Origin of the sequence: Achromobacter sp. Root565 (assembly GCF_001427425.1) — a bacterium.
Lineage (GTDB): Bacteria > Pseudomonadota > Gammaproteobacteria > Burkholderiales > Burkholderiaceae_B > Achromobacter > Achromobacter spanius_D.
In genome coordinates this window covers 291,930-305,677 of record NZ_LMGO01000005.1, presented here as the reverse complement: position 1 = coordinate 305,677, position 13,748 = coordinate 291,930, and the positions used below count along the sequence as shown (strand labels likewise).

Below are 13,748 nucleotides of genomic sequence, written 5' to 3'. Positions count from 1 at the left end.
GCCTTCTGTGCTCGGCCCTCCTGTGCTCGCCCCGCCCGCGGCGCGTGTCTTGTCCGGCGTATCCACGTGCCTACTTCCCGATGGCCGCTTTCATGCGCGTGCGCCAGGTGTCGGCGCTCATGATGGAAGCGTTGTCCCACAGGCCGCGGGCCTCCGGCCCCTGCGCGTAGGTGGGCTCGAACATCTGCCAGACCAGCACCTGCGGCTTGTTCTGCTTGAAGGCGGGCGATTCCAGGTATTCCAGCAGCATCACCCAATGGCCCACGTTGCCGGGCTTCCAGTTGACGGAAACCGGACGGTCCAGCGCGTTGGACAGCTTCTGCGGAAAGCCGAAGTAGGGTTGCACCATGCTGTGACCGGTGACGTGCACGGGCGCCGGCGTGTCGTCCACGAGGCTCTGGCTGTCGGACTGGCGCCGCACCGTGAAGGTCTCGCGGCCGGCCTGCTTGCGCTGGTCCGGTGTGAGGAACAGCTCGGCCAGATCGCCGTAGCGGCGCTCGTTGACCACGCTGCCCAGTGGCATGCCGGTGCCGGGCTTGCCGGCCAGCGTCTTCACGTCTGTCTTGATGCGCTGCGCCAGCGCATCGGCGGTGGCGTCCGCGGCAGCCTGCGTCCAGTGCTGGTCGGTCCGGTAGAAGACCTCCTGGCCGCTGCTCTTCACGCGCTGCAGCACCGCCTCGTCGTCGATGGTCGCGATGCCGGCCTGCTTGAGCTTGTCCTGGATGGTCTGATAGCGCTTCTTCACGTCGGCGCTGAGCGCCTTGCCGTCCGGCAGCTTGTCCTGATAGAAGAACGTCTTGTCCGGCAGCACCAGCACCTCAAGCTGAATGCCTTTTGCCGCCAGCGCGTCGCGCGTCTCGCGCACGAGCTGCGTGGACGCGTCGATGCCGCGCATGTCCACCTGCGTCAGGCTGCCCCAGCCGGGAAACAGCCAGTTGTCCTTGCCCTGAATCACGATGGAGGAAGCCTGCTGCGCCTGCGCTGCGGTGGCGCAGGCCGCCAACAGGGCGGCCGATGCCAGCGCGCGGGCCAGCGCGCCGGAAAGACCCGGCAGGGCGCGCTTCGGAAGACGGGTTGCGGTGTGCATGGATGAACTCCTTGTGTTGCGGATCGGCGTGCCGTCAGTACGACAGGGTCAGGTTGATGAACAGGCCCTTGGCCCGGTCGGCCTGCCCGCCGCCGATGTTGAAACGGTATTGCGTCGTCAGGTCCAGATAGGACATGGGCGCGGTGTAGTGGCCTTCACGGAACCAGTAGCGCAGGTTGAAGCCGGGGCCGGCGCCCATTGACCACGACGTCGAGTCGCCCGCCAGCCGGAAAGACTCCGCGCCAGCAACGTCCAGGTCCGTGACGCGGTTCTTGTTCCACAGCCAGTCCGCGCCGATGACCGCATAGGGAAAGAACACCAGCCGTTCGCTGATGGCGTCCACGCGATAGCTTCGGCCCACGCGCAGTTCGCCTGCGCCGAACGCCTGGTTGCGCTTCAGCCGGCCCGACGATTTTTCGCCGTCCACGCCCGTCGCGTTGTCGCGCAGCCAGAACTTGGCCGGCATGTCCTGCCAGGAATAGCCGGCCTGCACATAGCCTTCCATCGTGAACCAGTCCGGGCGGTCGATGCGCAGCGTCGTGCCTTCGTACAGGCCGTAGGTCACGTAGGCCAGCCAGCCGCCGCTGCCGGCGTTCGTCTCGTAGTGCGCCGTCTTGTTACTGAGGACGGGGGAACAGCGCAGCGCCGTCGGGGCGGGGCTGAACGTGCCGCGGCGCGTAGCGCTGCCCAGGTTGAACTGACGCTCCAGTCCGAACGTCAGACCTACTTCGGTGGACGGCGTGAACCGCATGCCGAGCGACCCGATGGTGGTAGGGATGCCTGAGATGCCGGGATTGGATGATTCTGCGATGTCGATCGTGGATGATTCCGAGTCGTCGAGGGTTCCCTGGCAGGGGTTGGAAACGGTCTGGCTCGCGGTCCGGCCGCCCTTGTCGTACAGCGTGTTCGACAGGCGCCCGTACAGTTCAAAGGTGCGCATCGAGGAATTCAGGAAGTCCGAGGGCCGCCAGAAGATCTCGGCGGTGCTGAACACGGCGTCGCCCGGCACGGTGATGGCCGCGCCGCCCAACCCCGAGGACGCGGGGCGTGCGCCGCGGTAGCCCGCGGAAAAGTACCCGCCCCATTCGCGCGCCAGCCCGCCGATGGCGTTGCGCGTGTCGAATCGCTGCTGCGGCGTGAGGTCCAGCTTGCCCGCGTCGTTCTCGTCGATGGCTTCCTTCAGGCGATCCACCGCGCCGCGCTTGTCGCCTACGCCGGCCAGCGCATAGCCTTCGTCCAGAATCACGGTGGGCGGCGCCTTGCCGGTGGCGCGCGCGGCCTGGAAGTCCTCGAGCGCGAGCTTGGGCTGGCGCATGCGCTGGTGCAGGTAACCGCGCTGCATCAGCAGCGTGGGATCGTCGGGCTGCGCGGCCAGCGCTGCGCTCATGCGCGTGTTGGCCTCGGCCAGTTGCGCGGCGTTGCCGGCCGCCAGCGTGGTGGTCAGCAGGCGCTGGTATTCCTTGTTGGCGGGATCCTGCTCGGCCGCCTTGCGCGCCTGACTGATGGCTTCCTGGTAATCCTCGCGCGCGTAGGCGGCATAGGCCAGCGAGGCGGGGCCGCCGCTGCCTGCGGCATCCGACGGCAGCAGCTCGCACGAGGTGCCGTAGGGCGTGTCGCGGCAGTCCTGCACCGGCGCGGGATAGTTCGCCAGCGTCAGCGTGGCGGGGATGGCCGGGCGCGCGCCCGCGCGCTTGATGCGCTGCGCCGCGGCTTCATCTTTGCCGCCCAGCGGTTCGATCAGCGCCAGCGCGCGCGCGTTTTCGCCGGCTGCCAGGGCGGCGTCGGCCGCGATCAGGCGCACGTTGCGCCGCTGTTCGTCGTCCAGCCAGTCCTGCTTGAGCGCCGCGTCGAAGTCCGCGTCCGCCTCCTGCGTTCTGCCCTGGCGCTGGCGCAGATAGCCGCGCATCAGCAGTGCAACGGTGTTCTCGTCGTCCTGCCGCATGGCGTCCGTGGCGGCTTCCTCGGCGGCGGCGAGCTGGTTGTCCAGCATGAGCGCCGTGATGAGCAGCAGGCGATGGCTGGCGCTTTCGGGCGCCAGCGCCACGGCCTGCCGGGCGAGCGGCACGGCGTCGCCGGGACGGTTGGCGATCAAGGCCTGATAGCCTTCCTCGGCCGGCTTGACCGCCATCCGGCGCTTGAGCGTCTGCTGGCGCGCGGCCAAGTCGTTGCTGTTCGGCGCGCCCAGCGACACGGCCTTGGCCGCAGCCGCTTCGGCCTCGGCGTACTTGCCCTGCGCTTCCAGCGCATCGAGCCACAGCATCGCCCACGCGCCCTGTTTGGGATCGATCCGGAATGCGCGTTCGGCGCCGCGCTCGGCTGCGGAATAGTCCGCGCGGTTGTAGTCGGCGTAGGCGCGGGTGGCGATGGGAAACCCGCGCTGGTAAGCGCTGCTGGCCCGGGGCGCGGCGGGGGAGGCGGCGGACCGCGTTGCGGCGGCGGGGCGCAGGTTGGCGCGCGCCTGGCGCAGGGCAGGCGAGTCCAGCCCGCTGGCGATGGCATCGGCCGCGGCCTTGTCGGCCTCGTCAAGCTTGCCCTGCTTTTGCAGCGCATAGATCAGCAAGAGGCGCAGGCGCTCCACATCGGGGCGCAGCACGATGGCCGACTCCGCCTGCTGCTGCGCCAGCGCATAGTTGCCGGCGTCGTAGTTCTTGTAGCCCTCGTCGGCGAACTGCCAGGCCGCGCCTTCCAGCGGCGCTTCGGCCCTGGCCTGCGCCTGGGCGCCAACGGGCGCCGCGGCCCAGGCGCAGGCCAGGGCCGCGGACAGAACGAGCGAGCGAGGAAAGGACATCATGGGGTCGAAGGTTTGGTGTCGGGCGCGGCCGGCGGCTCGCCTTGTCCGGCCTGTTGAAATTGGATGGCTTCGTGCAGCGTGCCTTCGTCCAGCCAGCCCTGTTCCGTCAGGATCTGGCCCAGCGGCTTTTTCTCGCGCGCCTGGATCTCCAGCGCCTGCTCCAGCGTGGACTGGTCAATGGCTTGCCACGACAGCAGCAGCTCGCCCAGGCGCTGGCGCTGCTGCGCCAACTGATCGGTGGACGGGAAGTCGTGCATGGTCTTGTCCCACGCCAGCCGCTTGCCCGAGATCAGGTGGCCGATGAACAGCCGCCACGCTCGCGCCGCCGCCATGGCATTGATGAAGTTCCCGACGATCATCCGCGGAATCGACAGCAGCGCATGCTCCCAGCCGTACATCCGGCCGACGAAGTACGCGCGCTGCACCACGCGCAGCAGCAGCGCGACGGCATTGGCCCACATCAGTGTCACCAGCCAGCCGCCGGGCCGGAAGTACGAGGGGTAGTACACGGTCCACCAGCCAAACAGGTCGGCCAGATAAAAGACGAAGAAGTTGGCCAGCAGCACATAGGCCAGGATGGCGATGAAGGACGTCACCAAGCCCTTGCGATCGCGGAAAAGCAGGTATTTGGTCGCGAGCGACCCCGTCCAGCCCACCTGCTGCCAGCCCTGCAGCCCGATGCCCAGCGTCCAGCGGGCCTTTTGCCGGTAAGCGGTGCGGAAGGTGTTGGGAAAGTATTCGCGCACGCCCAGCGGCATGCGCAGGCGCGCGACCTGTTCCTTGCCCAGGCCGAACCACGATTGGCGCCGCGTCACGTACTCGACCGGGAACTTGCCGAAGATCTGGCGCATGCCGCGCTGGGCCAGCCGTGCGCCGATGTCGTAGTCCTCGGTCAGCGTGTCGGTGTTGAACGGCTGATTGTTCGTCTCGGCCGCCAGCTCCACCAGCGCGCGGCGCGAAAAGCACGTGCCCACGCCGGCCGACGGCACCATCTTCGACAGGCTCTCGCGCACCACCAGATCCTTGGTGTGCCACTCCGCGAATTCGTCCATGTAGGTGCCCGCCACCAGCTCGTACCAATGGCGCTCCAGCGACGTGACCGGCAACTGGATGAAGTCGATGCGCGGCAGCAGGTAGTTGTAGTACTTCAGCTCCAGCGGATGCAGCACGTCTTCGCTATCGTGCAGGATCACGCCGGCAAAGGGCACGGGCTGCTTGGCGTCCTGCGCAAAGATCGCCTGCACGATCCAGTTCAGGCAGTCGGCCTTGCAGGTCGGGCCATCGTGCGGCACCTCCACGCGGACCAGTTGGCGGTAGCGCCGCCGCATCCGCTCCACTTCGTTGATCGTGCGCTCGTCGTTCTGGTAGGTGCCGGCAAAGATCATGTAGTTCTTGTATTCCAGCGTCGACACCATGGTTTCCAGCATCGACGCGATCACGTCGTACTCCAGCCAGGCCGGCACCATGATCGCAAGCGGCTGCTCTTCCTTGGCGCGGAGCTGCGCGGCGGTCAGCGGCGTGTAGCGGCGCTTGATGGTCAGCGACCGCCACAGCTCGCGCACCCAGTACCAGCCGTCGATGAAGAGGTCATCCAGGCTGGACAGGAGGATGATCACGCCGACGACGGCGGTCACAACCTCCAGCCCGCGGTAGTAATCCGCGATCAGGTAGGGCCAGTAGAGCGAGGACATGACGCCGTGGCCTTATTGGGGATCCTTGCGCTTTCTGCGGCTGACGCGCATGGCGAAGATCAGGAACAGCAGCAGCACCAGCAGGCTGATGCTGATGGCCGGCACACTCCACGAGATGTAGCGCCGCCACTCGAAGAAGGCGCTTTCTCCGGCGCCGGGCGGATGACTCGCGTCAGGATTGGCGCTGTCGATCCACGCAACAGGCCCCGCCGCGCCGATGATGGCGATGTTGCCGCGATTCAGCACAAAGGGCGCATCGGTCATGCCGGGCTGCTCGCCCAGCGTGTGCCACAGCACGCCGTCCTGGCCGCCGGCGCTGACGACTTCCGCGGTGCTCAGTTGCGTCAGCCCGGAGATGTCCAGCAACGTCGTGTCCTTGCCGGCCACCTGAAGCTGCTTGCGTGCCGTGACCTTGACCGCGGGCTTGGCGCCGTCGACCGGCAGCTCCATCGCCAGAAACGCGCGGGCGGGCTTGACGGCCTGGCCGGCGGGCGACACCGACAGTTCGGCGCGCGTGGCCGACACGCCGCTGGCCGCGGCGATGCCGATGACGCGCTTGATGTTGTCGGGCGCGTCGGCCAGATAGCTGTCCGGAATCAGCACCTGCGGCGACCCTGCCATCAGCGGCAAGAGGCCCACGAAGGTGCCGTCGGGCTGCGCCTTGCCGGGCTTCACGTAGCTGGTCGGCAGTACGTTCACGGGATAGCCCTGCGGAATCTCGTTGCAATCCACCGACACGGGTTGGCGCTGGAAGGTCACGCGCACCGCGTTCGTCACGCCCAGCGCATAGCCCGGCACGCGCGCCGTCAGCCGCTCGGGCCGGCCGTCGGCCTCCAGTTGCTTGGCGCCCAGCAGAATGCCGTTCCAGAAGACGGACGCCACCGGCCGCGTCGACGAGGCCCCGGGCGCCGCCGCCACATCCATGACCAGTTCATCCGGCACGCGGCCGTCGGTGGTCACGGCGGCCAGCGGGAACGACGCGTTCCAGTCGCCGCGCGCCACCACGTCGAAGCTCGCCGACGAGCCGCCCAGCGTCGACAGGCGCACGCCGCCATCCTGCATGGACTGCGGGGGGAGGGCGGTCTGCACCTGCACCTGGCGGCTGGCCAGGATGCGGCGCCAAGCCGAGTCGAAAACGCCGGCGCCTTGCGCGCCCGCGTCGGCCGCCACGGCAATCACCGCCTGACGGCCCAGGGACACCAGGCGGATCTCCTTGGACGCCAGGCCGGCGCCCGCCAGCGGCATGCGCTCTTGCCGCCAAGCCTTGAAGGCGTCCGCCGCATCGGGATCGGACGCAAGCTGCGCCTGCAACGCGTCCAGCGCGGCGTTGTATTGCGTGCTCAGTGCGGCATCGGCAATGACCACGTCCCCGGCAACGGCGGGCGCGCCCATCACCAGCAGGGCGCCGATCTCCGCCGGGTTGGCGAGCTTGTGCGTTTCCTTGCCGGCCAGCGCGGCAAATGCCGGCACCTGGCCCAGACCGGCCGGGGCCTGCAGACCGCGCGTGTCGACCTCTTCGCCCACTGCCGGGAAGGCCCTGACCGCCACGCGCTTGCCGCTGCGCTCCATTGCCACGCCCAGGCGCCAGGCGCTGTCGAAAGCCTGCTGGTCCAGCTTGCGGCTGGCGACCATCAGCACGGGTTTGCCGGGCAGCGAGCCCCAGGCATCGTCCAGGCTGTTGATCGCCGAGGCGTCATAGCGGTAGCTCAGCCGCGTCTGCGGCGAGATCGTCAGGGCATTGCCCGTGGCGCGGTTGCTTTCACAGTGGCGCAGCGCGATGTCGGACTGCCAGTCCACGCCCACGCGCAGGAATCCCGAATCGCGTGTGCGACGTTCCACGGCGAGCGTCCGGCTGGCCGAGCCTTCGCCATCGGCGACGCGCTGCGCGGTCTGCGGCACGCCGTCCAGCCACAGCACCATGCTGGTCCGGCCCGGTTCGCCCTTGGTGTAGCGCGCGTCGAAGTCCAGCCGCGCGTCCGTGACCGGCACGCCGCGCGGCACCGGCAGGTAAAACTCCTGCCGCGCATCGCTGTTGGACAGGACCACAGGCTCCTTGATGCCCAGGTCTTCCAGCGTGGTGCTGCGCGTCACCATGTCGTCGCTCTGCAGCCGGCGCAGCGCGTCGCCGGCCGGACTGGCTAGCGCGGCCAGCGGCGCCAGCAGCCCCGCCGCGACCAGGGCGCGGCACAACGTACGGACATCGGTGGCTTGTAAGGAGGAGGGCATGAAAGCTCCAGGCAAGATAGGCATCGCGTCAGAAGTCAGAGAGAGGAGGGGGCGGCGTGGGGCGAGAATTCCGATACGGCGCGGCCGCAGAGCGCATCGACAATGCGCTGGCTGGCCTTGCCGTCGCCGTACGGATTGATCCGCCGCGAGAAGGCCCCGTGCAGCGCGGGGTCATCGAGCAGGCGGTTGACCTCGGTGACGATGCGGCGCGTATCGGTGCCCACCAGCGCCACCGTGCCCGCGCGCACCGCTTCAGGCCGCTCGGTGACGTCGCGCATCACCAGCACGGGCTTGCCCAGATACGGCGCCTCTTCCTGAACCCCGCCCGAGTCGGTCAGGATCAGGTGCGAGCGCTGCATGAACCACACGAAATCCAGGTAATCCAGGGGGTCGATCAGGTGCACGTTGGGCAGTCCGGACAGCTCCGCCATCACGACGCCGCGCACCTGGGGATTCAGGTGGACCGGGTACACGATCTGCAGGTCCGCGCGCCGCGCCAGATCGGCCAGCGCCGCGCAGATATTGCGGAAGCCCTCGCCAAAGCTCTCACGCCGGTGGCCCGTCACCAGCAGCAGCCGGCGGTTCGGATCCAGCCACGCGTAGCGGGTTTGCAGCATGCGGGTCAGTGCGCTGCCGGCGGTCAGCTTGGCGCATGTCATCGCCAGGGCGTCGATCACCGTATTGCCGGTCACCGTGATGCTGCCCGCCAGGTTTTCGCGCAAGAGATTGCCGCGCGACTCCGCGGTGGGCGCAAACAGCAGGTCGCCGATCGCGTCGACGACGCGCCGGTTCATTTCCTCGGGAAACGGCATCGCCAGGTTGCCGGTGCGTAGCCCGGCCTCGACGTGACCGATGCGCACGCGCCGGTGAAACGAAGCCAGTGCACACGCCGACGCCGTGCTCGTGTCGCCGTGCACCAGCACGCAATCCGGCTTCTCCGCCTCAAGCACGCCGTCCACGCGATTGATCAGGCGGGCGTACAGGCCGTTCAACGTCTGGTTGGGCACCATGATGTCCAGGTCGTGCTGCGCCTTCAATTCGAAGAGCGCCAGCACCTGGTCCAGCATTTCCCGGTGTTGCCCGGTTACGCAGACCACGCTCTGGATCTGCGGCTCGTTCTGCAACGCGGTGACCAGCGGGGCCATCTTGATGGCTTCGGGCCGCGTGCCGAATATCGACAAGACTTTCATGGCGGAATTGGCCCCCAGCGCCGGTGGCATTTTCGTGCGGCTATTTTGTCTTGAAAGCATTCGTAATATGTGTCGAAATATATCGAGCTTCTCGGGAGGCATTCGCTCCGTGGAGAACTCCTCGCCCAGTGGCGCTACAGGGGAGGCACGCGCTTTATCTGAAATTTGGGGTCAAATCAGGTGCCGCCGTTACAACTGCCAAGATAAAGCACGAAACAATAAATTTCCGTTATGAACGCAGGGCGTTGAATGCACCGCTTCGTGCCCGCGGAAATGCCGCATTGCAAAACAGGGCCGTTGTGCGGATAATCACGAGTAATTCTTATTTAGATTTCCGGGCGTCCCAGGATGGCTCGAGGTCCTACTTCCGCCGTGGCCAGCGACACGCCGTCCTCACAAATCGAATCCCTGTACACCCACCATCACGGATGGCTTCATGGGTGGCTGCGCCGTCGCCTGGGCAATTCGTGTGACGCGGCCGACCTCGCGCACGACGCTTTCGTGCGCCTCATTCAGAAACCCCGCCGCTTCGACAGCGCGCCCGAGGCTCGGGCTTATCTGCGCGCCATGGCCAACGGCATGTGCGTGGACCTGTGGCGGCGCCGTCAGATCGAGCAGATGTGGCTGGAAGAGCTTGCCGCGCGGCCAGAGGCCCTGGCCCCGTCTGCCGAGCATCAGGTCATCGTCATCCAGGCATTGCTGGAAATCGACGGCATGCTGCGCAGCATGCCAGTGAAGGCCGCCAACGCATTCGTCATGGCGGTCGCCTGCGAGATGTCGGACAAGGAAGTGGCGCAGGAGCTGGGCGTGTCCACCCGGATGGTCCGCAAGTACGTCGCCCAAGCCATGCTGCACTGCCTGATGCTGGAAGCGCGGTCGGTGGTCACCGAACCGCCGATCCTTGTGCCTCCGGCCACGCCCGTGGGAACCGGTTCGGCATGACGCGCCCGGATATCCAGTCACGAGGCGCGGCATGACCTCCTTGCAATCCGCCGTCGAACCCACGCACCAGGCGCTTGAGCAGGCTGCCGAATGGTTTGCGCTGCTGCGCTCCGGCGAGGCCACGGCCGACGAGCGCCGACGCTGGCAGAGCTGGCTTGAACGCGCGCAGGAGAATCGGACCGCCTGGGGCTACGTCGAGCGCATCAGCAGCCAATTCCAACCCGTCCAGTCCAGCCCCGGGCGCGACGCCGCGGCCAAGGGCTATTGCGCGGCCAATAGCCGCATGGCGCGGCGGCGTCAGATGCTGTTCGGCCTGGCGGCGCTGGCCGGCTCGGGCCTGTCCGGTCTGGCGGCATGGCGCCTTACGCCCTTGCCCGGCGTGGTGCTGGCCTGGGCGGCCGATCACCGCAGCGCCACCGGTGAGGTCCGGCGCATCGAACTGGCCGACGGGTCCATCGTCTGGCTCGGCACCGGCAGCGCCTTCGACGAGGATTACAGCGATGGCCTGCGCCGGCTTCGCCTGTTGGCGGGCGAAATACTGATACAGACCGCGGCCGATCCCGCACGCCCGTTTGTCGTCGATACCCCGCAGGGTAGATTGCGCGCCCTCGGCACGCGATTCACGGTTCGGCTCGACGGCGACGAGACACTTGTGGCGGTCTACAAGGGCGCCGTCGAGGCCCGCACCTCCGTCACGGGCAGCATCCGCGTCGTGCAGACGGGCGAGCAGACGCGCTTCACCGACGCAACGCTGGCCGCTACGCAATCCGCCGACCCCGCGCGCGAAGCCTGGTCGCGCGGCATCCTGGTCACCAACAACACGCCGCTGGCGGACGTGGCCAGTGAACTGCAGCGCTATCGCGGCGGTGTGCTGCGCGTGGCGCCCGAGATCGCCAACCTGCCGGTCATCGGCAGTTATCCGGCCACCGACCCCGATCGGGCGCTGGCCATGCTCGAAGCCGTTCTGCCCATCCGCATCCAGCGGACCTTGCCGTGGTGGATCAGCATTCAGCCAAGAGGCGGTGCGCTCAACAGCCGTTGACGCGATCCTCACCTTTTCCCGCCACCCGCCCGTCCGCGCTGCATCGCGATTGGCGCGGCATCGCAAAAAATTCTTCCCCTCCCGGTTCCGCTTTTGAGGTTCTCGTTCGATTCCCCTAATGAGAGCGAATCCAATCGCACGGCTCGTCGATAAACCTCATCGGAACTCAGTTCGTCATGCCCCGTCATTCAGTCCTTGCCGCCCCGCGGCCGCCCCACTCATTCCGCCGCTCGGCGGGCAGATCCCGCCTGACCTGCACGGCGCGTCTCGTGCAATTGGCGATCGCGGGCGGCGTGGCGGTCCTGGCCGTCGACGCGCCGGACGCCGCAGCGCAGCCCGCGGCGGCTCAACAATCCGCCGCCGCCGCAACGCGGCATTACGACATTCCGGCTGGCCCGTTGAGCACGGTGCTCGCGCGCTTTGCCAGCGAATCGGGCGTGCTGGTCGCCGGCGCCGGCGAGCTTGCGCAGGGCAAGCAGAGCCCGGGCGTGTCGGGCGACCTGGACCCGCGCGCCGCGTTGAACGCCTTGCTGGCCGGCACCGGCCTGGCCGCGTCACCGGCAGATGGCGGCAGCTATGTGCTGCACCGCGCGGCGCCCGCCGGCGTCGCCACGCTGGCGCCCGTCACCGTGCAAGCCGACGGATTCGGCCCGACGGAGGGTTCGCACAGCTACGCCATGACCGGCCCATTGTCCTTCGCCACCGGCCTGCCGCTCACGCAGCGCGAGACGCCGCAGACCATCAGCGTCATGACGCGCCAGCGCATCGAGGACGAGGGCGTCGACAGCATCGAGGCGCTGCTGGACCGCACCCCGGGCATTTCGGTGCAGAACATCGGCGCCAGCCGGTTCTCCGTGCTTTCGCGCGGCTACAACATCGACAACTACCAGTTCGATGGCGTCCTTACCGCGACCGACATCGTGTCGCAGAACATCCCGCAGAGCCAGACGGACCTGGCCATCTATGACCGGGTCGAAGTCCTGCGCGGCGCCACGGGCCTGATGACGGGCGCGGGCGATCCCTCGGGCACCGTCAACCTCATCCGCAAGAAGCCCACGCGCGAATTCCAGGGCTACGCCAGTCTGGGCGCAGGCACCTGGGGCCGCGGGCGCGGCGAACTGGACGTGGGCGGCCCGATCAACGTCGCCGGCACCTTGCGCGGCCGTTTCGTCGCCGCGCACGAGCAGGGCAACACCTACATCGACTACTACAAGGAAAACAAGACGGTCCTCTACGGCGTGCTGGAGGCCGATCTCACGCCAAACACGCTGTTGACGGCGGGGCTGGACTACCAGAAGAATGATCCGCGCGGACAGTCGTCGACCGGCCTGCCGCTTTTCTACACCGACGGCCAGCAGACCGACTTCAAGGCGTCCGACAACGCGGGCGCACGCTGGAACACCAATGAAATCCAGGTCTACAACGCCTTCCTGAACCTCGAGCACAAGTTCGCCAACGACTGGAAGCTCAAGTTCTCGGGCAACTACCTGTATGGCGAGCGCGAGTTCTCATCCGCGAACGCGAGCTGGGGCTTCGTCGAACGCAACACGGGCGACGGCGTGCAGTTTTACGGCGGCCTGGGCAGCGCCCGCCAGCGCCAGTCCGGTTTCGACGTGCAGGCGGCCGGACCGTTCGAGCTCTGGGGCAGAAAGCACGAGTTCGTCGTGGGCATGAACTGGGCGGAATTCAAGAACTACCACGAGCCGATGTCCGGCGCCGGCATCGAAGGTCGCCCGGTCAACGTCTACGACTGGGACAACGAAACCGCAGGGCCCACCGTGACTGGCCAGAAGCTCATGGACTACGACGGCTGGCAAAAGCAGCAGGGCGTCTATTCCGCGCTGCGCCTGAAACCCACGGACGATCTCGCCGTCATCGTGGGCGCGCGCGTCAGCAACTACCGCTACAAGCTCTCGCAGATCTACACGTCGCCTGCGCTGGCGCGGAACAACAAGATCACAGAGATGAGCGAAAGTGGCGTCGTCACGCCGTATGCGGGCGTCGTCTACGACCTGAACGACCAGCATTCCGTCTACGCCAGCTACACCAGCATCTTCAAGCCGCAAAGCGCCCGCGAGCGCTACGGCAACGTGCTGGACCCGCGCACCGGCGACAACTACGAAATCGGCTTGAAGAGCGACTACTTCGGCGGCCGCCTGAGCAGCGCCATCGCGCTCTATCAGATCCGCCAGGACAACCTCGCCGAAGTCGACGAAGGTCAGTTCGTGCCCGGCACCGTGCGAGAGCCGGCGTACCGCGCCGTCAGCGGCGCCAAAACGTCGGGCCTGGATGTCGAGCTCAACGGCGAACTGGCCCCCGGCTGGCAAGCCGCGCTGAGCTACAGCTACAGCATCACCAAGGACGGCGAGGGCGGGACCATCCGCACCATCTTCCCGCGCCACATGGCCAAGCTGTGGACCACCTACCGCCTGCCCGGCGACTGGCATCGCCTGACGGTGGGCGGCGGCGTCAACTGGCAGAGCCGCATCTACTACAGCGCCACCACCTGGTCCTTGCCGGGCGTCACTCTCAAGGGCGAGCAGCCCGCCTACGCCGTCGCCAACCTGATGGCGCGCTACGACTTCAACCGCCAGTTGTCGGCCACGCTGAATCTGAACAACGTGTTTGACAAGAAATACCTGCAGGGTCTGGACACGACTTTCTACACCGGCATCTACGCGCCGACGCGCCACGCGATGCTGACGTTGAAGTACCAGTTCTGAAGCGGGGGCGGGGCAGGCTGACGCCGGCAGCCCAATGCGAGTAAGGTACGGGGAAG

The 13,748-nt window shown here is 67.4% G+C and carries 8 protein-coding genes; 3 read left to right on the top strand and 5 right to left on the bottom strand.

From position 1 onward, the window contains the following. Positions 1-70: 70 nt before the first annotated feature. Genes ASD71_RS18070 through wecB form a run of 5 tightly spaced genes read right to left on the bottom strand, consistent with a single transcriptional unit; the run spans position 71 to position 8,985 of the window. Positions 71-1,087 carry a twin-arginine translocation pathway signal gene (locus ASD71_RS18070; protein ID WP_056567689.1) on the bottom strand — a complete coding sequence of 339 codons (1,017 nt, stop codon included), beginning with the start codon at positions 1,085-1,087 and terminating at the stop codon, positions 71-73. A 34-nt stretch (positions 1,088-1,121) separates the two neighbouring features. Continuing rightward, positions 1,122-3,878 (bottom strand): hypothetical protein, encoded by a 2,757-nt coding sequence (locus ASD71_RS18065; protein ID WP_056567687.1) that lies wholly within the window; start codon positions 3,876-3,878, stop codon positions 1,122-1,124. Beyond that, positions 3,875-5,569, bottom strand: coding sequence for a glycosyl transferase family protein (locus tag ASD71_RS18060; protein WP_056567684.1), 1,695 nt, complete (start codon positions 5,567-5,569; stop codon positions 3,875-3,877). Before ASD71_RS18060 ends, ASD71_RS18065 begins: the two co-directional genes overlap by 4 nt. Positions 5,570-5,581: 12 nt before the next feature. Beyond that, on the bottom strand, positions 5,582-7,795 hold the full coding sequence (locus tag ASD71_RS18055) for a cellulose biosynthesis cyclic di-GMP-binding regulatory protein BcsB (RefSeq protein ID WP_056567682.1): 2,214 nt from the start codon (positions 7,793-7,795) through the stop codon (positions 5,582-5,584). Between the two features lie 35 nt (positions 7,796-7,830). Next, positions 7,831-8,985: a non-hydrolyzing UDP-N-acetylglucosamine 2-epimerase gene (gene wecB / locus ASD71_RS18050; RefSeq protein WP_056567679.1), complete on the bottom strand. Its 1,155-nt coding sequence runs from the start codon at positions 8,983-8,985 to the stop codon at positions 7,831-7,833. A gap of 348 nt (positions 8,986-9,333) precedes the next feature. Between wecB and ASD71_RS18045 the strand changes: the two genes are divergently transcribed. The 3 genes from ASD71_RS18045 (at position 9,334) to ASD71_RS18035 (ending at position 13,692) form a co-directional block, all read left to right on the top strand. Next, positions 9,334-9,927: a sigma-70 family RNA polymerase sigma factor gene (locus ASD71_RS18045; protein WP_056567677.1), complete on the top strand. Its 594-nt coding sequence runs from the start codon at positions 9,334-9,336 to the stop codon at positions 9,925-9,927. Between the two features lie 31 nt (positions 9,928-9,958). Continuing rightward, on the top strand, positions 9,959-10,969 hold the full coding sequence (locus tag ASD71_RS18040) for a FecR domain-containing protein (RefSeq protein ID WP_056567675.1): 1,011 nt from the start codon (positions 9,959-9,961) through the stop codon (positions 10,967-10,969). Positions 10,970-11,238: 269 nt separating this feature from the next. Beyond that, on the top strand, positions 11,239-13,692 hold the full coding sequence (locus ASD71_RS18035) for a TonB-dependent siderophore receptor (RefSeq protein WP_056567672.1): 2,454 nt from the start codon (positions 11,239-11,241) through the stop codon (positions 13,690-13,692). The last annotated feature ends 56 nt before the right edge of the window (positions 13,693-13,748 follow it).

Excerpts from the sequence above, each read along its gene's own strand:
- ASD71_RS18070 (WP_056567689.1), bottom strand. The coding sequence starts at position 1,087 with ATGCACACCGCAACCCGTCTTCCGAAGCGCGCCCTGCCGGGTCTTTCC.
- ASD71_RS18065 (WP_056567687.1), bottom strand. The coding sequence starts at position 3,878 with ATGATGTCCTTTCCTCGCTCGCTCGTTCTGTCCGCGGCCCTGGCCTGC.
- ASD71_RS18060 (WP_056567684.1), bottom strand. The coding sequence starts at position 5,569 with ATGTCCTCGCTCTACTGGCCCTACCTGATCGCGGATTACTACCGCGGG.
- ASD71_RS18055 (WP_056567682.1), bottom strand. The coding sequence starts at position 7,795 with ATGCCCTCCTCCTTACAAGCCACCGATGTCCGTACGTTGTGCCGCGCC.
- wecB (WP_056567679.1), bottom strand. The coding sequence starts at position 8,985 with ATGAAAGTCTTGTCGATATTCGGCACGCGGCCCGAAGCCATCAAGATG.
- ASD71_RS18045 (WP_056567677.1), top strand. The coding sequence starts at position 9,334 with ATGGCTCGAGGTCCTACTTCCGCCGTGGCCAGCGACACGCCGTCCTCA.
- ASD71_RS18040 (WP_056567675.1), top strand. The coding sequence starts at position 9,959 with ATGACCTCCTTGCAATCCGCCGTCGAACCCACGCACCAGGCGCTTGAG.